The organism is Photobacterium sp. GB-36, assembly GCF_003026135.1.
Lineage (GTDB): Bacteria > Pseudomonadota > Gammaproteobacteria > Enterobacterales > Vibrionaceae > Photobacterium.
The window spans coordinates 129,322-150,786 of the sequence record NZ_PYNY01000006.1; the positions used below are offsets into that span (position 1 = coordinate 129,322).

At 38.8% G+C, this 21,465-nt stretch carries 19 protein-coding genes; 15 read left to right on the plus strand and 4 right to left on the minus strand.

Translation table 11 applies throughout. From position 1 onward, the window contains the following. The first annotated feature begins 51 nt into the window (after nucleotides 1–51). On the plus strand, nucleotides 52–429 hold the full coding sequence (locus C9J46_RS08050) for a YgiW/YdeI family stress tolerance OB fold protein (RefSeq protein WP_107290746.1): 378 nt from the start codon (nucleotides 52–54) through the stop codon (nucleotides 427–429). A 63-nt stretch (nucleotides 430–492) separates the two neighbouring features. Here the strand turns inward: C9J46_RS08050 and yidA are convergent, their stop codons facing one another. Then, a complete protein-coding gene (gene yidA, locus C9J46_RS08055) occupies nucleotides 493–1,302 on the minus strand; it encodes a sugar-phosphatase (protein ID WP_107206988.1) in 810 nt (269 codons plus the stop codon). A gap of 324 nt (nucleotides 1,303–1,626) precedes the next feature. Here yidA and C9J46_RS08060 point away from each other — a divergent pair, with 324 nt between their 5' ends. The 7 genes from C9J46_RS08060 to C9J46_RS08090 all read left to right on the plus strand — a co-directional run bounded on the left by C9J46_RS08060 (nucleotide 1,627) and on the right by C9J46_RS08090 (nucleotide 9,402). Then, nucleotides 1,627–2,628 (plus strand): ABC transporter substrate-binding protein, encoded by a 1,002-nt coding sequence (locus C9J46_RS08060; protein WP_107206987.1) that lies wholly within the window; start codon nucleotides 1,627–1,629, stop codon nucleotides 2,626–2,628. Nucleotides 2,629–2,725: 97 nt separating this feature from the next. Next, nucleotides 2,726–3,619, plus strand: coding sequence for a proline/glycine betaine ABC transporter permease (locus tag C9J46_RS08065; RefSeq protein WP_005364222.1), 894 nt, complete (start codon nucleotides 2,726–2,728; stop codon nucleotides 3,617–3,619). Next, entirely contained in the window at nucleotides 3,616–4,875 is a 1,260-nt protein-coding gene (locus C9J46_RS08070; protein ID WP_107259811.1) for a glycine betaine/L-proline ABC transporter ATP-binding protein, read from the plus strand. The genes C9J46_RS08065 and C9J46_RS08070 overlap by 4 nt, the downstream gene beginning before the upstream one ends. 270 nt (nucleotides 4,876–5,145) lie before the next feature. Beyond that, nucleotides 5,146–5,877 (plus strand): response regulator, encoded by a 732-nt coding sequence (locus C9J46_RS08075; RefSeq protein WP_107206985.1) that lies wholly within the window; start codon nucleotides 5,146–5,148, stop codon nucleotides 5,875–5,877. 84 nt (nucleotides 5,878–5,961) lie between these two features. Then, entirely contained in the window at nucleotides 5,962–7,407 is a 1,446-nt protein-coding gene (locus C9J46_RS08080) for an ATP-binding protein (RefSeq protein ID WP_107206984.1), read from the plus strand. A gap of 19 nt (nucleotides 7,408–7,426) precedes the next feature. Then, nucleotides 7,427–8,704, plus strand: a complete 1,278-nt coding sequence (locus tag C9J46_RS08085) for an ABC transporter substrate-binding protein (RefSeq protein WP_369917491.1) — start codon at nucleotides 7,427–7,429, stop codon at nucleotides 8,702–8,704. A 38-nt stretch (nucleotides 8,705–8,742) separates the two neighbouring features. Continuing rightward, nucleotides 8,743–9,402 carry an alpha/beta hydrolase gene (locus tag C9J46_RS08090; protein WP_107206983.1) on the plus strand — a complete coding sequence of 220 codons (660 nt, stop codon included), beginning with the start codon at nucleotides 8,743–8,745 and terminating at the stop codon, nucleotides 9,400–9,402. Nucleotides 9,403–9,500: 98 nt separating this feature from the next. Here C9J46_RS08090 and C9J46_RS08095 read toward each other — a convergent pair whose 3' ends face one another. Continuing rightward, the gene (locus C9J46_RS08095; RefSeq protein ID WP_107206982.1) at nucleotides 9,501–10,877 is read right to left on the minus strand and encodes an MATE family efflux transporter; all 1,377 of its coding nucleotides are present in this window, start codon (nucleotides 10,875–10,877) and stop codon (nucleotides 9,501–9,503) included. 119 nt (nucleotides 10,878–10,996) lie between these two features. Between C9J46_RS08095 and C9J46_RS08100 the strand changes: the two genes are divergently transcribed. The 6 genes from C9J46_RS08100 to C9J46_RS08125 all read left to right on the plus strand — a co-directional run bounded on the left by C9J46_RS08100 (nucleotide 10,997) and on the right by C9J46_RS08125 (nucleotide 17,165). Then, entirely contained in the window at nucleotides 10,997–11,875 is an 879-nt protein-coding gene (locus tag C9J46_RS08100; protein WP_107206981.1) for a LysR family transcriptional regulator, read from the plus strand. Nucleotides 11,876–11,955: 80 nt separating this feature from the next. Beyond that, nucleotides 11,956–13,866 carry an alkaline phosphatase D family protein gene (locus C9J46_RS08105; RefSeq protein ID WP_107287747.1) on the plus strand — a complete coding sequence of 637 codons (1,911 nt, stop codon included), beginning with the start codon at nucleotides 11,956–11,958 and terminating at the stop codon, nucleotides 13,864–13,866. 227 nt (nucleotides 13,867–14,093) lie between these two features. After that, nucleotides 14,094–14,432, plus strand: coding sequence for a hypothetical protein (locus C9J46_RS08110; RefSeq protein WP_107206979.1), 339 nt, complete (start codon nucleotides 14,094–14,096; stop codon nucleotides 14,430–14,432). Nucleotides 14,433–15,433: 1,001 nt separating this feature from the next. After that, the gene (locus C9J46_RS08115; protein WP_107290747.1) at nucleotides 15,434–16,222 is read left to right on the plus strand and encodes a hypothetical protein; all 789 of its coding nucleotides are present in this window, start codon (nucleotides 15,434–15,436) and stop codon (nucleotides 16,220–16,222) included. A gap of 90 nt (nucleotides 16,223–16,312) precedes the next feature. Further along, the gene (locus C9J46_RS08120) at nucleotides 16,313–16,618 is read left to right on the plus strand and encodes a hypothetical protein (protein ID WP_107208330.1); all 306 of its coding nucleotides are present in this window, start codon (nucleotides 16,313–16,315) and stop codon (nucleotides 16,616–16,618) included. Between the two features lie 82 nt (nucleotides 16,619–16,700). Continuing rightward, nucleotides 16,701–17,165: a copper resistance protein NlpE gene (locus tag C9J46_RS08125; protein ID WP_107246790.1), complete on the plus strand. Its 465-nt coding sequence runs from the start codon at nucleotides 16,701–16,703 to the stop codon at nucleotides 17,163–17,165. Between the two features lie 103 nt (nucleotides 17,166–17,268). Here C9J46_RS08125 and C9J46_RS08130 read toward each other — a convergent pair whose 3' ends face one another. After that, nucleotides 17,269–18,174, minus strand: coding sequence for a LysR family transcriptional regulator (locus C9J46_RS08130; RefSeq protein WP_107208332.1), 906 nt, complete (start codon nucleotides 18,172–18,174; stop codon nucleotides 17,269–17,271). A 179-nt stretch (nucleotides 18,175–18,353) separates the two neighbouring features. Between C9J46_RS08130 and C9J46_RS08135 the strand changes: the two genes are divergently transcribed. Beyond that, complete coding sequence (locus C9J46_RS08135) at nucleotides 18,354–19,610, plus strand: adenylosuccinate synthase (RefSeq protein ID WP_005364252.1); 1,257 nt, start codon at nucleotides 18,354–18,356, stop codon at nucleotides 19,608–19,610. Nucleotides 19,611–19,678: 68 nt separating this feature from the next. Here C9J46_RS08135 and dtpA read toward each other — a convergent pair whose 3' ends face one another. After that, complete coding sequence (gene dtpA / locus C9J46_RS08140) at nucleotides 19,679–21,169, minus strand: dipeptide/tripeptide permease DtpA (RefSeq protein ID WP_107287748.1); 1,491 nt, start codon at nucleotides 21,167–21,169, stop codon at nucleotides 19,679–19,681. Nucleotides 21,170–21,465: the final 296 nt, after the last annotated feature.

Here is a 21,465-nt window from a genome sequence, read left to right on the forward strand (position 1 = left end):
TAACACTTATTGTCAACCGTAATATAATATTCATAACATCGGATTAACGTGATGAAAAAATTATTAGTTGTTTCTGCTTTTCTTCTTGCATCAACGTCAGCGTTTGCTGCAACTACCGCTGCACCGGCACAACCTGCTCACGGTGGGTTCACTGGTCCTTCAGTAACACCTGTTATTAATACAATTAGCCAAGTTAAAAATGCACAAGATGACGCGGCTGTTGAATTAACAGGTTACATCACAACTTCACTGGGTAATGATGATTACATGTTTAAAGACAATACCGGTGAAATCAAAGTTGAAATCGATCATAATGATTGGAACGGCGTGAATGCAACACCATCAACGAAACTTAAGATCCGTGGCGAAGTAGACAAAGATTGGTCTGAGCGTACGATTGATGTAAAAGCCGTTGCTTTAGCTAACTAATTATTTCCTCAAAAATAATTTGAATAAATCGCTATTTCTGATTTAGAAATAGCGATTTTTTTGTTATTTATCTAAAATAAACTGCTGAATAACTTTGGCAACACCTGCATTATTGTTAGTGTCAGTAATAAAATTAGCGATAGCTTTCGTTTCTTCTGTTGCATTTCCCATTGCAACACCAAGACCAGCATACTCAATCATATGGTGATCATTGCCGGCATCCCCCATACAAATAACTTCACTTTGTTTGATGTCTAAGTATTCTGCTAGCGCTTCAACACCTACACCTTTATTACTATTTGGATTCATAAATTCAAGAAAAAAGGGAGCACTTTGTACAATCGTGTAGGATTGATAAAACGCTTTTGGTAATTGAGCAATGGCGGCTGATAGGCGATCAGGTTCATCGATTATCATTACTTTCATCACTTCTTCGTCATTTTCTAGTGTTGCAAAGTCTTCAACAGTAATTTCAAGACCATTAATTTTTGCTTCATGATCAGTGTAATAGTTATTTTCTGGTGTAATCAGGCCTTGACGACGAGTAAATGCATGAACATGAACACCAAGCTCATGAGCCAGTGAAGCAATGTTTTTAGCGTCCAAACCCGTTAATGTTTCGCTACGAATAATCTCTTTATTAGAGACGCGTTGAACGAGTGAAGCATTGTAACTTAAAACAAAGTCATTACTGCCTGTCATTTCTAGTTCGTTTAGTGCCCATGTCATACCCTCTAAAGGGCGTCCTGACGCTAACACAATTGATACCCCTTGCTTGCGAGCCGCTGAAATTGCAGCTTTATTTTCTTGGGAAATCGTACCGTCAGAACTCAGAAGAGTACCGTCCATATCAAGCGCAACTAATTTATACATCATTCTACCCATTACAGAATTAAAACGGTTTTCATCATAAGCAAATTGAGCGCCGAAAACGATAAGAATAATGTTTAATAAGCGTTCTTTTGATCATTAATCGCTGACAAGTTTATGAATGTAATAAGCATTAATGTATTATTAAAAATTGTTACCAAATAATTATTTATTGTTAATAAACTTGGTGTTTTTAGTTTAATTTGTTTAGACTACTAAATAAATTGGCACAATAAATTGCCTTTTGAGTAGTTATTAGCGCACAGAAAAATTGTTTTTTACTCGTTTGCGCTGACCGATTCGATATAAATGATAAGGATAATATTTATGCGAAAGCTTCTGGCTGCGACGGTATTGCTATCAGCAATGTCAGCATCTCAAGTTCATGCAAGTGAATGTGGAAAAGTCACTATTGCTGATATGAATTGGAACTCAGCAACATTATTAGCCAACGTCGACAGTTTCATTTTACAGCATGGGTATGGTTGTGAAACGGATCTTGTTCCTGGCGATACGATGCCGACTGGTACATCAATGGTTGAGAAGGGCGAACCGGATATTGCACCTGAATTTTGGAGTAATTCGATGAAAGCCGCGTTAGATCGTGGTGTTGAAGAAGGGCGTATCCAATATGCAGGTACGAGCTTTTCTGATGGTGGTGAAGAAGGCTTTTGGGTTCCAGAATACATGGTGAAAAAAGATCCAAGCCTAGCGACTATTGCGGGCATTAAGAAGAATGCCAAACTTTTCACTCACCCAGAAGATCCTGAAAAAGCAGCATTTTATAATTGTCCAGCAGGTTGGAACTGCCAGATTTCTGCTGGTAACCTATTCGAAGCACTAAAACTTGAAGATGCAGGGTTTGATCTTATTGATCCAGGTTCAGGTGCAGGCCTTTCAGGTTCAATTGCTAAAGCTTATGAGCGTGGTGAAGCATGGTTTGGTTATTACTGGGCACCGACAGCGGTGTTAGGTAAATACAAAATGGTAAAAGTGGACTTTGGCTCAGGCGTTGATGCGAAGTACTTTAAAGAGTGTTTAACCAAGCCTGAATGTGTTGATCCGAAAGTTTCTATGTACCCACCGTCAGAAGTCGATACCGTTATTACCACCTCGTTTGCGAAACGTGCACCTGAAGCGGTGAAATACCTAGGTCAACGTTCTTTTACTAATGCACAAATGAATAGCCTTTTAGCGTGGATGGAAGATAACCAAGCTGATGGCGAAACCGTAATGGAAGAGATTCTAACGAATCACGAAGATATTTGGGTGAAGTGGGTTTCTCCTGAAGTTGCAGATAAAGTACGTGGTGCTTTAGCTGATTTGTAAGCTGTACGTCTACAGTGGTAGCTAACTACCACTGTAGCCACTTCGCTAAGGATATAGCGTAAGTGGGGAATAAAAGTAGTATGTATGGATAACAGTTATGTCAGATAAATCATGGTTAACTGAATTTCCGCAGCTTGAGCGTGCTCAGCTAGTTGAAATTCGAAAAACGTTGGACGGTGCTTATCGTTCTTTTTCTCGTGAATATGGCGACACAATCGAAGGCTTCTTCGATCCTCTTCTTTCTTTTCTTATCTGGTTTGAAAAACTTTTACTCGCCACTCCTTGGTGGATAGTGATTGCGGTATTGGCAGCGATTGCTTTCGTCGCAAGCCGATCGTGGAAATTATCACTTGGTGTCGTGTTGTCTTTTGGTTTCATCGGTGTGTTTGGTATGTGGGATAATACCATGCGAACCATGAGTATTATTTTAGTTTCTACGATGGTTGCCATAGGGATCGGAATACCAATAGGTATTGCTATGGCACGTTCTGAGAAGGTTCAGCGGGTTGTCACACCACTACTTGATGTGATGCAGACTATGCCTGCCTTTGTTTATTTGATCCCCGTTGTTATGTTACTCGGTCTTGGTAAAATTCCAGGCTTAATCGCTGTTGTTATTTATTCTGTCCCACCAGTGATCCGCTTAACCAATCTTGGTATTCGTTTGGTTGATGAAGAGGTGCTTGAGGCAGCGACAGCCTATGGCGCAAGCCCAATGCAGCGCTTATTTGGGGTGCAGATCCCACTGGCAATGCCTAATATTATGGCAGGGATAAACCAAACCATCATGATGGCACTTGCGATGGTTGTTATTGCTTCAATGATTGGTGTGAAAGGGTTAGGTCAACCGGTATTAAAATCGATTACCAACCAGTATTTCACCTTAGGTTTATTAAACGGCTTAGCGATTGTTGCGCTCGCAATTATTTTTGATCGTATATCACAAAGCTATGCTAAACGTACACAGCAACACTTAGGAGGTCGATCATGAGTTCATTATCAAAGCAGGATCCCCTCATTAGAGTGAAAAACCTCTATAAAGTGTTCGGTCCAAAAGCAAAAAAAGTTGTTCAACAAGTGAAAGATGGTGCATCTAAAGATGACATTTTAGCGAAAACCGGTCATACGGTTGGATTAAGCGATATCAATTTAGATATTTACCCGGGTGAAATTTTTGTGATTATGGGCCTATCAGGTTCTGGTAAATCAACCCTGATCCGTCACTTTAATCGCTTGATTGATCCAACTGAAGGGGTCATTGAAATTGAAGGGACAGATGTTATGTCACTCAATGAAAAGCAGCTTCAGGATTTTCGCCGTCATAAAATGTCGATGGTTTTTCAACGCTTTGGTTTAATGCCGCATCGCACGGTTTTACAAAATGTTGGCTATGGGTTGCAAGTACAGGGACTGAGTAAAAGCGCATGGCAAGTCAAAGCCAAAGAGTGGTTAGCGACTGTTGGTTTGACGGGATATGAAAATAGCTACCCAGCAAATCTTTCTGGTGGTCAGCAACAACGTGTTGGTTTAGCTCGCGCATTATGTACTGATGCTGAAATTTTATTAATGGATGAAGCATTCTCTGCACTTGATCCTTTGATCCGAAGTGAAATGCAAGATCAGCTTATTGAGTTACAAGAAAAGTTACATAAAACAATTGTCTTTATTACCCACGATTTAGATGAAGCATTACGGTTAGGCGATCGTATTGCCATTTTACGAGATGGGGTATTAGTGCAGCAGGGTAAACCTGTTGATATTTTATTAAACCCAGCTGACGACTATGTCGAAGCGTTTGTGAAAGACGTTAACCGTGCTCGAGCACTGACGGTTGAAACGGTTATGAAGCCACAAGTTGTTCGTATCTCTTCTGAAACGATTGGCGAAGCTGTTGCTGAAATGCGTAAAGTAAAAGATGATTTCGCGTATTACGTTGATAATCAAGGTTATCAAGGGGTCATCACGCAAGAGAAATTAGAGAGCGTAAAAGAATCTGATTATGCTAATGCAATAGACGCTTCAATGCTCGAAGATGTCCCAGCAGTTTCAACTGATGCGCTACTTGAAACCGTGATCCCTGAGACTTTAGATAGTGATCATCCACTGCCAGTAGTGGATGCTGATGGACAGGTAACAGGGCGATTGTCTCGTTCAACATTGGCTGAAGTATTGAGTGATCATGCAAATGACGCGGCATCAGATAAAAATGTTGAAGTCATTAAAAAAGTAGAATCTAAAGTCGCTTAAGTCAGCTTTTCTTACCATTGATTGGCGATAAAAATATAACCAGTGTGTTATTGCTTTTATTAGTAATTACCACTGGTTTTTTCGTTGTAAGGTATTAAATATGTTAACAAGGTACCGATAATGCGTCATGGATAGCGCAAATTGCTGACATTTTTTTTAAATAGTGGTCAAATACACGAAATAGTAAATAGCCTATATTCGCTCTATTTCTCAATGCATTCGCTGATTAAAAGCGAGAAATAGTCTAATGTCGTATGGTGAGCAAAAGACATGAGTATCTCTAAACAAATCCTCGTCGTTGATGATGATAAAGAAATCCGTGAACTACTGGAGGAGTACTTAACCAAGAACGGTTTTGAAGTCCAAACTGCCGCGGAAGGCGAGGAAATGAAACGTTGCCTTGCTGGTGGATATCCAGATTTGATTCTTCTCGATATCATGATGCCTGGTGATGATGGGTTTACCTTATGTCAGCATATTCGCAAAAAGTCAGATGTCCCTATTATTATGTTGACGGCTGTTTCTGAAGAGATGGATCAAATCATAGGACTTGAAATTGGAGCCGATGACTATATCGCCAAACCCTTTAGTCCTAGACAGCTGTTAGCTCGTATTAAAGCGATATTACGTCGTAGCAAAGTGTCAGATAACCAACATTCTAACCCTAGTGCAAAATTTATTAGTTTTTCTAATTGGCGTTTAGATACCACAGCACATCGTTTAGTGAATGTACTTAATAATGAAGCGTTTGAGTTAACAAGTGGTGATTATTCATTGTTGATGCTATTTCTATCGAGACCGAATCAAATTTTAGATCGCGATACTATTTCATGTGCGACTCGAGGAAGAGATGCACAACCGTCAGAGCGTGGTATTGATGTCGCATTAAGTCGTTTACGTAACCGTTTAGGCGACAAAGGTCGTACTCAGCGTTTAATTAAAACCAGTCGTGGTAACGGTTATATATTTACTGCCGATGTTCGTTATAACGACCATGTGTAAAGTTAGCCACATTATAGAGAAATAATATTAAGTGTGGTGATAGCCACACTTTTTTAATATCTTGAGATAGGTAGATATTGAATTATGAAATGGAAATCATTGTGGCCTAAATCATTGGTTTCACGTACTTTATGGTTAACTTTGTTGGCCGTCTTTCTTGCTCAAGTGATCGCAACAGGCATTTGGTACACCCAATCAAAAAAACGAGATTTAGAGGGGTTGCAATCAACATCTGCGAGCATGGCAACCATGTTTGCATCGACAGTGAATTTCTTTCAATCATTGCCGCTAGAATATCGCCATATTGTATTAGAGCAGTTGCGCAATATGGGCGGGACACGGTTTTTTGTATCGTTTAATGATCAAGAAATCAATATTAAGCCAATTAAAAATACTGAACAAAAAGAAATGGCAGTGTCAGTTTTTAAAACGGTGTTACATGAAAAATTACCTACCCTTAGTAATATTCAGGTTGAGTTTTCACGACCAGAAACGCTGCATGTATTAAAAAATGATATTTTGCTGTCAGATCTACCGCGTTCTTGGGTACATAATACGCTAAGTTTAGAGCCACTTAATCCCCCTATTTTAGTGGTGCAAATAGAGCTTGATAAAGGTCAGTGGTTATATATTGCAGCGTTATTGCCTGCCCCTTATATGATGCTAAAAGATGAGATTATTACGCGCCAGCAAATTATATTCCTAACCTTTAGTACCGTTTTATTACTGCTGTTTACTTACATCATGGTAAGACGACAAACACGACCATTAAAACAATTGGCGGATGCTGCTAACGCGTTAAGTCTTGATATTTACCAGCCGCCATTAAAAGAGCAAGGGGCGAGTGAATTAGTGATGGCAACGCAAGCATTTAATCGAATGCAGTTGCGTTTAAGAAAATATATTGAAGATCGTGAACAGCTATTTTCCTCTATATCACATGATTTAAAAACGCCGATTACTCGCTTACGGTTACGTGCAGAATTGATCGATGATGATGAAAAAATTGATAAATTTAATCACGATCTCGATGAACTCGAAATCATGGTGAAAGGGGCGCTACAGTGTGTAAAAGATACCGATTTACATGAGAATTTGGTGACCATTGATGTCGAACTTTTATTAAATAGTATTGCTGAACATCATAATCATAAAGACACCAAAGTTCGTTTACCTCAACACCCTATTTTGCCGATTATGGCAAAACCGTTAGCTTTAAAACGTTGTTTAAGTAACTTAATCGATAATGGTGTGAAATATGGACACAGCGTGACGATAAATGTCATTGATAGTCCAGATAAACTGATCATCACCATTAGTGATAAGGGACAAGGGATCCCTGATACAAAGCTAAAAACGGTATTTGAACCCTATGTTCGCTTAGCGACTGACAATACGGGGCATGGGCTTGGGATGGGAATTTCACGCAATATCGTACGAGCTCATGGTGGTCAGTTAACGATCAAAAACAGTATTAAAGGTGGGTTGTTAGTGACTGTTGTACTTCCTCGGTTATTAAAAAATGCTTAATGTTATTGTCGGATATAAGATGAAAATGAATATCAAGCAATGGCGTCTCTGCGCCTTATTACTGCTTGTTTGTCAGCCAGCTTTTGCAGAAGGGACTGTTGAAGTATTGCATTGGTGGACGTCAAAAGGCGAATCTAAAGCGATTCAAGTTTTAAAAGAGAAAATGGAAACGAAAGGGCATCACTGGAAAGATTTTGCCATTGCAGGTGGTGGTGGCCAAAGTGCGATGACCGTCCTAAAAATGCGGGCAATCTCGGGGAATCCACCCACCGCGGCACAGTTAAAAGGGCAAGATATTCAAGAGTGGGGACGTTTAGGCTTTCTAACATCACTTGATAAAGTTGCAGAACAAGATCATTGGGATAACGTGTTATTACCTGAAGTGCAGCAAATCGTTAATGATCTTCAGTTGATAAAATATGACGGTCATTATGTGGCAGCACCAGTAACTTTACATCGTGTCAATTGGCTATGGATCAATCCACATATATTTAAACTTGCAGGCGCAAAAGTACCCACAACCTTAGCTGAATTTTATGTGGCGGCTGACAAAATCAAAGCGGCAGGTTATATCCCATTAGCTCATGGTGGCGAGTCTTGGCAAGATGCGACTTTGTTCGAAGCGGTGGCGTTAAGCGTACTTGGCGCAAGAGATTATACGAAAGCGTTTGTTGATTTAGATTTAACTGAGCTTAGTAGTGATAAGATGGTTGAGGTGTTCCGTCAGTTCAAAAAGATGCGACAGTATATAGATCCAAATGCAAAAGGGCGTCGTTGGAACCAAGCCACCGAAATGCTCATGCATGACAAAGCCGCAATGCAAATAATGGGAGATTGGGCAAAAGGCGAGTTCACTAGCGAACACAAAATTGCAGGTAAGGATTATTTATGCGTACCTGTACCGGGAACACAAGGTATGTTTTCTTATAATCTTGATACTATTACTTTTTTCAAATTAAAAAGTAATGAAGAAGATGAAATAGCACAACAAGATTTAGCGCAAATACTATTAACCAAGCCATTTCAACGAGCTTTTAGTTTATATAAAGGTTCGATCCCGATCCGTCAGGATGTATCGTTAAAGGGATTTGACTCTTGTTCATTAGCCTCAATGAAAGCATTTAAGGTTGCAGCAAAAAACAATGCGCTTGTCCCCAGTTTTTCGCATAATTTAGCGACATCCAGTGATGTTCAAAGTGCAATCATTGATGTTGTAAGCCGTTTCTTTGATGATCCAAGCGCGGATCCTAAAATGGCAGCTGTTCGCTTATCTCGCGCAGTAAAATCAGCAATGTAACTGCGTGTCTGTATTTGGAAAAGAATAAGGATAGGAAAATGGATTATTTAGCGAGTGTTGAAATAGAACCCAATGTGCCCGCGACAGCCAGTGTTATTTGGTTACATGGTTTAGGCTCTAATGGCCATGATTTTGAGGCTTTGTTACCGCATTTACAGTTAGAAGAAACATCGCCAATACGTTTTATATTTCCTCACTCACCGACGCTGAATGTCACCATTAATGGTAATGCCTTAATGCCAGCATGGTATGACATTATTTCATTAGATACATATCGTAAAATTAATGAAGCACAACTGATGGAATCTGCTCAAAAGGTAATAGATCTTGTCGAACGTGAAATTAGTCGTGGCATTCCTTCTGAACGTATTATTCTTGCGGGATTTTCACAAGGCGGTGCGGTAGTTTATCAAGCAGGATTAAGCTACTCCAAGCCATTAGCGGGAATATTGGCACTATCAACTTATTTCCCAACTGCAGAGGTCATTCAATATAGCGATGTGAATCGTAATATGCCGATTGAAATTATGCATGGCTCTTATGATCCCGTTGTTATTCCTAAATTAGGTGAAATGGCACGAGATGATGTCATTAAGGCGGGATTTAAACCGCACTGGCGTACATACCCCATGGAGCATCAGGTTTGCATGCCTCAAATTGAGGATATTTCAGCATGGATAAAACAAACACTGTCTTAAATCTGACCTTAAATGGATTTAAAGATTTGTAGTGAAAAATAAAACGCATCAGAGCGGTTATCGATCTGATGCGTTTTTATTGCCGATTGCTTTACTTATTAATCGATCAGGGGAGCTTGATTTTCTAGTGAATCAAGCGGCTTACAACGTTTATTGATATCACGCCAAACAATAACCGCAACAATACAGCTCAATACTATAGTGGATATTGGCATGGTTAACCATACACCAACAACGCCAAGTAATTTTGGTAAGAAATACAAAAACGGTAGTTGTATTAGCATGTTACTAATTGAGATCACTAATGCTTTTGACGCTTGATTCACCGACATAAAGTACATTGTTGCCAAGACAATAAAGCCATCTAAAAATATTGCAAACAGATGTAAACGAATACCTTGGGTCGCCTCTAATGTCAGCGCGCTGTTGCTGCTGTTAAACAAACTGATCAAAGTTGATGGGAAGCTTGTCAGTAACAAGAACCAAGCGATACCTGCAATCACCGTTGTTTTCATGGCTAATATTAACGTTTTTCGGATATTTTGCGGTTGTTTCGCACCGAAGTAGTAACTTACTGGCGGTTGCAAACCTTCACCAATACCTTCTGCTACCAAGTAGTACATCGTCATCATGTAACCGACAATAGCAAAAGCGCCAACGGTTAATTCTGTGCCATATATCATGAATTGATAATTGTGTAGTGCGACAACAAAACTACCATAGAGGTACATGATCAGTGCTGATAAGCCTAACACCATGATCTTTTTACTTTCTGACAATGAAAAATCAGGCAGTGAAATTTTTAGTTTTAAAGTCGAGTATTGAGAGCGAAAATAAATCAAGCCACCAACACAGGTAATACCTTGTGCGATCAAAGTCGCAATGGCAGCACCTTTCAATTCCCAACCCATTAATCCTAAAAACACATAATCAAGAAGAATGTTAGTCAGTGCGCCTATTACTAATAACATGGTTGCGATTTTTGGGCTTTCATCATTTCGGATCAACATTGGCATTGCGCCTGCCAATACAGTAATAAAGGCTGCATTACCAAAAGTAGAAACATAGTCTAAAGCAAGGTGCTTAATGTTTTGTTGCGCCCCTTGAAGTTGTAAAAAATAGTCGCCAAACAATGTAAACGCAGCAAATGAAAGACAGCTAATAATAAAAGTTAGGATCAAACCGGTATTAAAAGCGCGCTGAGCATTAAGCTCATTTTGTTCACCGCGGGCGATTGAAATTAGCGTCCCGCTGCCAATACCAACCATCAAGCCTAAGCCTGATAATACAAATGTTATCGGCCATGCCATATTAATTGCGGCTAAGCCTTGGTAGCCAACGTAGTGGCCGACAAAGATCCCATCAACAATTTGATAGAGTCCATTAACCATCATTGCTGCAATAGAAGGGATGGTATAACGCCAAAAGTTTTTAGATATATTGCTCGACGACGGCATCGGTTCATTACTGTGCATAAATATTCTCATAAAATGGTCTACCCACAGGCTATTCAGTTGGTGGGAATCGCTGTATTATATCCGTATGTTAGATTGCTCAAAGATATTATATATCTGATTATCGGATGGATTGATTTATGGATTGGACATTAGATCAACTCAATGCTTTTGTTATTTCAGTACAACAAGGCTCTTTTTCGGCAGCCGCTCGGCGGTTAGGAAAAGCACAGTCACGGATCAGTACTGCAATTAGTAACTTAGAAGCAGATTTAGGGTTTGAATTATTCGATCGAAGTGCCAGATTACCAATCCTGACCCCTGAAGGTCAGCAAATGTATGAAGAAGCAAAGGTCGTATTAGCCCAATGTGAACGGTTACAATCTCGGGCATTGACGTTAACGCAAGGTGAAGAAGTTACCCTGACCATCGCAATGGATGAAGCATCACCATTAACCGCTTTTGAAGATTTCTTTCAACGTATTTCTGAGACATTTCCATTGGTGAAATTAACCATTATTAATGGCTCGAAAGATGATATAGCAAGCCGTGTAGATGAAAAAATGGCGGATATTGGCATATTATTTTTCAGTAAAACTTTGCCGAGTAGTTTAGAATTTACACCAATTTGTGAATTTAATTCATCATTAATTGTGGGGAAAAATCATTCATTAGCACAAATTTCAGCACCCACAGTGCAGCAATTAAGCCAGCACCGTCAACTATTAATTTGCGATCGAAGTGGACGCCACCACAGTGAAGCGTTATCCGCAAATTATTGGCAAATTGACAGCTACTATTCAATCACCTCGTTTGTTTTGAGAAATATGGGCTGGGCATTTGTGCCTGATCATGTTTTTACATATGACTTTTTCTCCGAAGGGGTTGTAAAACTGTCGATGGAAAATATTCCCGCTTCGCAATGGATTGAAATGGGTGTTGTTAAACGCCGTGATCGAGCGACAGGGCCCGTTATAAAATGGATTCAGCAAGAACTAAAGAAAATGTTTACTCAATAGATTAAGTTTGATTATCTATTGTTGTTTTGATGGTATCGCAGTGAATGACACTGAATTATTACGCGCGAGTTGAGAAGTAAATGTCTAAAGAAGCACCAGCATCATCCTTACCACTTATTATTGCCGGTCCTATTTTACGGAAAGCGACAGCAACGCAATTAGTACTATGGTTTGTGACCACGGAACGATTGGATGCTACTTTTTACTTATATCAACAAGGTGATGATACCCCTTGTTATCAAGCCATTATTGCAGATGAACATCAAATTCAAATTGGTAAACATGCATGGGTTGTACTCGCACAGTTTGAAGGTGAATTTGCAGTTAATACTCCACTTGCTTACCAGCTTGATACCCAGCAAGGGCTTTTAACCGATTTAATTCCGTCATTAACCTACGATAATGAATCCATGATCAACATAGTGATCAACACTAGAGCCGATTATGTGTTACATGGTTCTTGTCGTAACCCTCATTACCCAAGTAAAGACAGCTTAGTGGTAGCAGATAGCAAAGTGGCTGAGCAACCCACTCTTGAACGCCCAAGTTTATTAATGATGAGTGGTGATCAAATTTACGCTGATCATGTTGCAGGTCCAACACTTGATGCGATTGAACAAGTGATCCAATTGCTAGGTTTACCTTCTGAAACGTTTGAACAGACTAGCATTGCAGATACAGAAGCCTTGTATCAGAGTCCTTATCATTTATATGGACGAGATAAATTATTACCAACGTATATTGATACTCAAACATGGTTAGGTAAATTATTGCCTGATCGTGTGGTGCCTATCTTTAGCTCGCGAGAATGTGAAAATCATCTGATCAGTTTTAGTGAATATTTTGCGATGTATTTGCTGGTATGGTCACCAACATTGTGGGATTTGGTTGATCGTAAACGGTTCGAGAAACAGAATTTCACCTGTGGTGGGGTCCAAATTGCGCCTAGATGGCAGCAACAATGGCACCAAGAAAGCCATATTATGGATGATTTTGTTCAAGGTCTACCGCAAGTTCAGCGTTTGTTTGCACATATTCCGACGTATATGATTTTCGATGATCATGATGTGACGGATGATTATATGCTTAATCGTCGCTGGGAAACTGCAGCGTTTAATAACTTATTTTCACGCCGAATTATTGGTAATGCACTCATGAGTTACTGGCTATGTCAGGCGTGGGGCAATGCTCCCGAGAAATTTGAACAGCCGTTCCTTGATGACGCCAAGCGCTACTTTGCTGAGCCCTGCAATCAAACACAAGATGCATTTATTGCGCGGTTAAATCAGTTTGAGCAATGGCACTATACCATTTCAACCACACCTAAAATGGTGGTATTAGATACGCGTACTCGACGTTGGCGTTCAGAATCGAATGATAACCGTCCATCAGGGTTAATGGATTGGGAAGCCATGATTGAGTTTCAACAGGAATTATTACATGAACCAGCGGTGATTATTGTCTCTGCCGCACCAATGTTCGGTGTAAAGTTTATTGAAACATTGCAACGAATGATGACATGGATAGGGCAACCGTTGCTTGTTGATGCAGAAAACTGGATGGCGCATCCGGGCTCTGCCAATACGCTATTGAGTATTTTTACCCATACCAAAACACCGACTCAATTTATTATTTTATCTGGTGATGTTCATTATTCTTTTGCTTATGACATAACGCTTCGTAACCACAAAGGTAAATTTCATATTTATCAGATCACGTGTAGTGGTTTAAAAAATGAATTCCCTAATCGGTTATTACGCTTTTGTGATGCAATGGATAGAGCATTATATAGTCCTCATTCCCCGTTAAACTGGTTTACCAAGCGTAAGAAATTGCTGATTGAAAAGCGTGATCCTGATATTACAGGCGCGCACAGATTGGTGAATCGAAGTGCAATAGGAGAGTTATATCTTGCATCAGATGGTACGCCTAAAGTGATAGAAATTTTAACTGCTGAAGGTGAAACTATCCATTTCCCAGTAAAAAAGTAAGGGTTATGTCAAACTGTGTTAACTGGGTGTCATTATTTTTTATCCTTGTTATAACAATGGGTTAAAGTACTGATGCTGATTATTTTTGAGTGTTTATTCATTTGTTTTCATTTTTTATAAGATTCTAGACATAAAATAGCTTAATTTGAGGGGCCTAAAATGCTAAATTGTAAGGCATTGCTCAAAGAGAGTTTGTTATAGGGTTACGTATTTTGAGAAAACGATTGATGAGCCAGTTATACAATGAAAAGGTATTTGTTGCCTTTTTGTTTTTATCTTTTGCAGGTTTGGCTGGGGCTCTTTTTTTCGTTGCTGAAAAGACTTATGACATTGATTCTGTTGCTGGTGAAGTAACAGAAACGTTCTCAAAGTTTGAAACTGAAGAACGAGAATTAGTTTTAAAAGTTATACCAGAAGACAGTGAAAAAGCAGTGAATGTTCCTATCAAGTCGAGTGTTTTTTGTCCGGTTGGTTCTGATGTTATACTGTTTAAAAAAGAATGTAAGTTATTCGGACCTACAGAATATGAGCTTATTTCATGTGGTTGTGATATTAATACTTATTAATATTAAATAAAGTAATAACTATTTATTTACATTGGAAAATTAATCTCTATTCATTCTATTCTCAAAGGTAAAGTCTTTTACTCATTATCATAGCTTATAAAATTAAAACATAGTTATTACTTACATATTATGCACCTGAATGATGGATATCAAAACATATAAAAAGGAATATGTTAATTAGTTAATAAAAGATGGTGTGGAAATGTTCGCAGTACAGGTTAATTACTTTTAAGGTACTACAACTTTTTCATTATTACTATTAGTATCACAACCGATATGGATTATACGTTTTGATGTGTTAGTACTTAAGAATAAGATTCCTGGGTAATCAGAAACTGAATATATAGAACAATTATTATTGTTGGTTAACGCATTTTGCTACGCTTATATCGGGTGTGTTAGCTGATATCACCGCTGTGTTGCTGTGCTCGTCTCCGCCTTTTTTACATGTATGTTTATTCGTGAATTAGATTCATTTTTTGATTAATATATTCATCATAGTTTTTGGATCGCATCTGCCTTAATCGTCGTTATTTCCGCAATAGGGTATTCACTAACGGATAGAAAAAACACACTATTAAATTTAGAATTTTTTTGATAAATAATAGCTTCTCATTACATTGTTTAGGTCTTGAAATATTATTTGTTTATTCTGTTTATTCTTAATGGGCAGTTTTTTTCTTAGGCAATGGGTGATTATTATATAAGGGTTGTGAAAAGTATAGAATAATAAATGTATTAAAAATTGACATGGTTGTTATTAATATATTGAATATTTCAATTAATGAGAAATTCTACCTATTTAGAAAAAGAATGGAAAATAATGTTATATTATTTTCCATTTTTCATATTTTCCATCTTGAATTAAAAGAGATTTAATACCTAAAAGTAATAAATTGACCTATTATTGACTTGGAAATGACGTCATTAAGACATAGGTTTATCTAGTAGATAGATACTGTCAGGGTCATATTAAAACAGTATTCGTTACAGGGGTTTGTATGAAAAAAACAATTATCGCGATGACTATTGCAGGTTTATTTTTAGTTGGTTGTGATCAGGCAAAACAAAATACAGCTACAGATAGTACATCTGCTGCCCAACATTCAACCGTTGAAATGAAAGATAAAGTGACGGAACAATCAGGTACGGCGTTAGATGCAACTAAAAATACGGTGTCCGATGCTGCTGACGTAGTCAAAGATCAAACCAACAAAATGGTTGATAAAGCGGCTGAATTAAGTGATTCAGCGGTTACAAAAGCGTCGGAGATGACAGATGCTGTAAAAGAGAAAACAACTGACATGGTTAATAAATCAAAGCAAGTTGTTGATGATTCTGTTGATTCTATGAAAGAAAAAGCATCTGAATTGAAAACCTCTTTAACAAATTCATCAGCCGATGAAAAGACTTCTGCGGCAGTTGCAGAAATGAATAGTTCAGTATCAGAAGTAAAAGATACTGTTGCTGATGATTCAAAAGCGTTAATAGATGTGACAAAAGAAAAAGCAACTGAAGCGTCTGATGCGGTCAATAAAGCTGAAGATTCCGCGGATCATTCAATGGATGAAATGAAACAGTCAGCGACAGAAATGAAAGATGCTGCAGTGGATAAAACAGCAGTGACAGAAGATAACGTAAAAAATGCCGCAAATGATGCAATGAAGTCTGTCGATGATTCAGCTCAAGCTGCGCAAAAAAAAGCCGCTGAAATGACCGATTCTGCTGTTGATAAAACAGAAAATGCTGCTGATGATTTAGAGAAAAAAGCATCAGATTTACTAAATTAAGCGTCCTAAAATTTCGAATATTATAGCAAGATACCGTGAAACTCTCAGTTGCGAGTTTCAAGGTATCTTGTTTTTTCTAAGGAGATTAAGATGAAAAAAACATTATTAGTTGCTGCAATTCTCGGTTTAGCACTTGTTGGCTGTGACCAAAGCACAGATAAAACCGCGACAGATATGCAAAACAAGGCATCAGATACCGCAACACAAGTGATTGATTCAACCAAAGCAGTTGCCAATGATGCTGTTGATGCCACAAAGCAAGCGGCTGACGATACAGCAAAAGCGGCGAATGATGTTGCAGATAAAGCAGTTGATGCCACAAAAGAGATGGCAGATGATGCAGGCAAAGCTGCGGACAATATGAAAGACGCAGTTAAGGATGCAACTGCTGAGTAATTGATAACATAGTTTATTATGGTGTTCTGTTTTATGACGTGTACATATCCATAATATTTTGTGTTATTTCAAGGAGATTAAGATGAAAAAAACACTTTTAGCTACAGCCCTTCTTGGTTTAGTACTTGTGGGTTGTGATCAAGCTTCAGATAAAACGTCATCAACGGCATCTGCGGCGAATGATCAAGTTACAGAATTATCACAGGCTGCTGATAATGCGAAGAACTCACTTGATTGGATGGGGGAGTATACAGGTATTGAGCCTTGTGCTGATTGTTCTGGAATTGAAACAAGCTTAACGCTAAAAGACAATGGCACTTACATTTTAGATCAAACTTATCAAGATAAAGAAACCAAACCTTTAACTACAGAAGGTAAGTTTGACTGGAATGATAAAGGCGATACGATCACCTTGAATTTAGGTGGTGGTCAAACAGCTCAGTATTTCGTGGGTGAACAACGTATCTTCCATTTAGATAAAGATGGTAAGCGTGTCCAAGGTGATCTTGCTGATGCGTATACATTAAAAAAACAAGATCACAAATAACCCATTATGCTCGGAACACTTTGTTGTTAGCATATATATTAAGCCCTGATCACAGGGCTTAATTTATATCTAGTGCTAGGATATGCGATGAAGATCGCGAGTATTACTGAGAGCGTTGGATTTCATCATCTACCCAGCGTAAGAGTTGCTTAATCGCTCGTGAAAGCACTTGGTTTTGACGCACGATATATCCCAAACTGGTTGTCGGGAAATCAGGCAGTGGTGTTATTTGTGTTTGTAAGTGTGGTTTTGAATGTAAAGAAAAACTCGGTACTATTGCGACACCAAATCCCGCTTCCGCCCAATCAATCTGCGCATCTACACTGCCTACTTCCATTACATGGTATTTTTTTAATTTTAATAAAGGCAATGCCATATCAATTAATTCACGGGTTCGGGTATCGTGGCCGAGCAAAATCAAGGTGGGTTCTTCTGCTGCGAGAGGTTCGGCTGGGATGATTTGTGAAGGGTTAGCCGACAATGCCTGCCAGCGTGATAAGCCATTACCTAATGCGCACCATTTAACTTGTCGTAATTCAGTAAAATGCAGTGGTTGACTCTCTTTCTGTGCAATAACGAACCCAAGATCCGCCTTCGCGCTTTTGACTAACTCGGTTGCTTGAGATGAAGTGGTATTAAAAAGAGACAGATCAATCCCTGGATATTCTTTCTTGAAAGACTGAAAAGGGCTAATTAATAACAAACGAGAAATAATATCACTGGCTGCTATGGTTAAAGTACCGCGATTAAGCTCATTGATAGCGTTCAGATCGGCCTGACAAATTTGCAGTTCCATTAAAGTATTTTCTGCACTTTGTAACAGACGTTCACCGGCTTGAGTTAAACGAAAAGGGTTACGCTCAATTAACTTAACCCGCGTGGTTTGTTCTAATTGCTTGAGATGAAGGCTTACATTAGGTTGCGTCATATGTAGCGCAGCTGCAGTTTTACCAAAGTGCTGGTGCTTTGCCAAAGCGACAAAGGTATTGAGCCAGTGGATATCAATCATATTCGCAATGATTTCCTAAGCAGTAGATGATATTTATTATCATACATAACATATTGAGTAGAGAAGATTAACCATACTCCATATATGATATTCTTATCAAGTTAATAACGATTATTAATTATTCTTATTGACTAGATGAGCATAGGATAGGTGTCATTGCTTTTGAGGAGATTTAAATTATGTCGTCTATTGTTGTTGTTGGTGCTAACTGGGGTGATGAAGGTAAAGGTCGTATTGTTGATTATTTAGCAGACCAAGCTTCAGCAAGTATCCGTTTCCAAGGTGGTAATAACGCAGGTCACACTGTTGTTAACGATTTTGGTACGTTCAAATTGCACCAATTACCTAGCGGCGTATTTAATCCTGATTGTATTGCTGTGTTAGGCCCTGGCATGGTGATCAGCCCTGAAAAACTGTCTTTAGAAATCGAAGAAGTAGCAACATCAGGTGTTGAAGTGAAACTTTGCATCTCAGATCGTGCAACATTATGTCTACCGCTTCACGCACTGGAAGATACCTTAGAAGAACAACGTCTAGGTGATGGTGCTTACGGTTCAACACGTCAAGGTATCGCTCCTGCATACGGCGATCGTGTAATGAAAAAAGGTATTCTTGTTGGTTGGTTAAAACAACCTGCAGTGTTACGTGAACGTATTCAATTCATGATGGATTGGAAACTTCCTCAACTTAAAGCGCTATACCCATCTTTTGAATTCACCCAAACAGCAGAAGAAATGACAGAGTGGCTATTAGAGGTTTCTCAACCTTGGCGTGACAGTATTTGTAACGTAACAGAGCCACTTAAAGCACTACAAAAAGAAGACAAAACGTTGTTGTTTGAAGCACAACTGGGTGCGGGTCGTGACTTAGTTTACGGTGAATACCCATGGACAACATCTTCTAACGTAACTGCAGCTTACGCTGGTATTGGTAGTGGTTTACCTGCTCTTCATCCTGAGCGTGTTATTGCAGTAGCAAAAGCATTCAGCTCTTCAGTAGGTACGGGTACGTTGATCACTGCAATGGAAGATCAAGATCAATTCCGTGAAGATGCAAAAGAATTCGGTGCAACAACCGGTCGCCCACGTGATATGGGTTACTTCGATGCAGTGGCTACTCGTAACGGTGTTGAACTACAAGCAGCAACTGAAATTGCACTAACTAAGATCGACTGTCTAACAGGTATGAAAGATCTGAAAATCTGTGTGGCTTACAACGGTGAGCATACTGAAAACCCAATTTGGCCTCAAACTGCATCACTAACGGCTGTATACGAGCAAATGACTGGTTGGGAAGAAGATATTACAGGTTGTCGTACATTTGAATCGCTACCTAAAGGTGCACAAGAGTACGTACTTCGTATTGAAGAGCTAATGGGCGTGCCAGTTAAAATGGTCTCTGTTGGTCCTGAGCGTGATCAAATGATCCTTCGCTAATATACGTTCAAAGTAAAAAATAAAAACAGCGGTCGTGTTAATTATTAACACGACCGCTGTTGTATTTGTTATTCTAAGCCGCCGCTGTTACTGTTTTTTTCTGTTGTATCTTTTGCATAAATAATACGCGTTAATTTAGGCGCAATAAGTAATGTAATCAGAGCTATTGCGGCTGTACCAACACCAATTTCATTAAACACTTTGCTATATATGATAAGTGTCTGATGTGGGTCATCAATATTACTCGGTACTGCTGTTAATGATGCTACCCAGCCACCGATAACAGCCGCTGTTGCAGAGGTTAAGAACCACATTCCCATAGCAAAGCCCATCATACGTTGTGGTACAAGCTGTGCCACCATGGCTAAACCTAGACCTGATACCAATAATTCACCAATAGACTGGAATAGGTAAGAGACCACTAACCAACCAGAATTAATAATGCTTTGGCTATTTGCAAACTTAGCACCTACTGGAAGGACTAAGAAAGCAAGGCTACATAGCACCATACCGAATGCAAATTTGAACGGCATTGAAAAGCGTTCGCCTAGCTTATTGTAAAGAATCGCTAATAGTGGGCTTGCAAGCATAATCCACATTGGGTTTAGTGCTTGGAATTGTTCTGGAGCAACGGATATTCCGAAGATGTTATGTTCAACATTGTGAATGGCGAAGAAGTTCAATGATGTCGGCATCTGGAAGTAAAGTACGAAGAACACAACTCCCTGAAGCATAAGTACAAAAGCAACGAGCATTTTTGCTCGTTCGTTGCCTGATGTTGAAAAAGCTTCTTTAAAGTACAGTGAAACAATAGCAATACCTGCAACGACTAGAATGGCATGTGCGTAAAATAAATGCTGAAGCAAGAATGAACTCACAAAGCTTAAAGCGACTGTACCAATAACAACACATAAAAAGTAAAAGCTATTCATGGGTTTCATATCAGCTGGGGAGCCAACATCTTGAACGGTTTTTTTGCTCACAATAAAGTTTGCAATGGTAATGATTAAACCAATAGCACTCACTGAAAACGCAAAGTTATAACCGAATTTGTCAGCAATCCATGGTGTTAAAAGCATTGAAAAGAACGAGCCTAAGTTAATCGCCATGTAATACATGGTAAAAGCACCATCTAAGCGAGGGTCATTTTCACCGTATACTTTCGCCAGTAAGCTTGAAGGGTTAGCTTTAAATAAACCATTACCCATAGCAATGAAACCCATCGCGATATAAATCATAGATGGGCTACCATTACCGTGACTCGCTGAAAGACCAAGTAATGCATAACCTATTGTCAGGACGATTGCACCAAGCGTAATTGTACGTTTGGTTCCTAAAACTTTATCACCAACCCAACCGCCAAGCGCTACTGAACCATATATCAATGCTGTAAAGGCACCAAATAATGTAAAGGAAGCAGACTCTGGCATATTAAGAATTTTGACCATATAAACAGTCAAAATTGCATTCATTCCATAAAAGCCAAAGCGTTCCCAAAATTCGATGGAGAATATCAAATAGAAGGGTTTTGGTTGTTTAAATATATTAACGTCAGACATTACATTCCTTAGTTTGCATTGTTGTTTTTTTGTATCTTTGTTGTGATAAGGTTGCATTCTTGACGAAGCTACTATTTTGAATAGTCATCAGCAATTGGGTAAATATAAGTTATTATTTTTGGTTGATTGCAATTAATGGCTTTATGTTTTTTATTTATAACATAAAAACAATAGGTTACATTTATAATGGTCAACTTTTTTATTGTTAAAATATAATAGAGAAAAAAGTTATAAATATCGAGTGACTGAAAAATATCAATTACACAGTGTTTAATAGGTTGTGTATTACTTAAAAT

Coding starts and splice junctions, on each gene's coding strand:
- C9J46_RS08050 (WP_107290746.1), top strand. CDS start 52: ATGAAAAAATTATTAGTTGTTTCTGCTTTTCTTCTTGCATCAACGTCA.
- yidA (WP_107206988.1), bottom strand. CDS start 1,302: ATGTATAAATTAGTTGCGCTTGATATGGACGGTACTCTTCTGAGTTCT.
- C9J46_RS08060 (WP_107206987.1), top strand. CDS start 1,627: ATGCGAAAGCTTCTGGCTGCGACGGTATTGCTATCAGCAATGTCAGCA.
- C9J46_RS08065 (WP_005364222.1), top strand. CDS start 2,726: ATGTCAGATAAATCATGGTTAACTGAATTTCCGCAGCTTGAGCGTGCT.
- C9J46_RS08070 (WP_107259811.1), top strand. CDS start 3,616: ATGAGTTCATTATCAAAGCAGGATCCCCTCATTAGAGTGAAAAACCTC.
- C9J46_RS08075 (WP_107206985.1), top strand. CDS start 5,146: ATGAGTATCTCTAAACAAATCCTCGTCGTTGATGATGATAAAGAAATC.
- C9J46_RS08080 (WP_107206984.1), top strand. CDS start 5,962: ATGAAATGGAAATCATTGTGGCCTAAATCATTGGTTTCACGTACTTTA.
- C9J46_RS08085 (WP_369917491.1), top strand. CDS start 7,427: ATGAAAATGAATATCAAGCAATGGCGTCTCTGCGCCTTATTACTGCTT.
- C9J46_RS08090 (WP_107206983.1), top strand. CDS start 8,743: ATGGATTATTTAGCGAGTGTTGAAATAGAACCCAATGTGCCCGCGACA.
- C9J46_RS08095 (WP_107206982.1), bottom strand. CDS start 10,877: ATGCACAGTAATGAACCGATGCCGTCGTCGAGCAATATATCTAAAAAC.
- C9J46_RS08100 (WP_107206981.1), top strand. CDS start 10,997: ATGGATTGGACATTAGATCAACTCAATGCTTTTGTTATTTCAGTACAA.
- C9J46_RS08105 (WP_107287747.1), top strand. CDS start 11,956: ATGTCTAAAGAAGCACCAGCATCATCCTTACCACTTATTATTGCCGGT.
- C9J46_RS08110 (WP_107206979.1), top strand. CDS start 14,094: ATGAGCCAGTTATACAATGAAAAGGTATTTGTTGCCTTTTTGTTTTTA.
- C9J46_RS08115 (WP_107290747.1), top strand. CDS start 15,434: ATGAAAAAAACAATTATCGCGATGACTATTGCAGGTTTATTTTTAGTT.
- C9J46_RS08120 (WP_107208330.1), top strand. CDS start 16,313: ATGAAAAAAACATTATTAGTTGCTGCAATTCTCGGTTTAGCACTTGTT.
- C9J46_RS08125 (WP_107246790.1), top strand. CDS start 16,701: ATGAAAAAAACACTTTTAGCTACAGCCCTTCTTGGTTTAGTACTTGTG.
- C9J46_RS08130 (WP_107208332.1), bottom strand. CDS start 18,174: ATGATTGATATCCACTGGCTCAATACCTTTGTCGCTTTGGCAAAGCAC.
- C9J46_RS08135 (WP_005364252.1), top strand. CDS start 18,354: ATGTCGTCTATTGTTGTTGTTGGTGCTAACTGGGGTGATGAAGGTAAA.
- dtpA (WP_107287748.1), bottom strand. CDS start 21,169: ATGTCTGACGTTAATATATTTAAACAACCAAAACCCTTCTATTTGATA.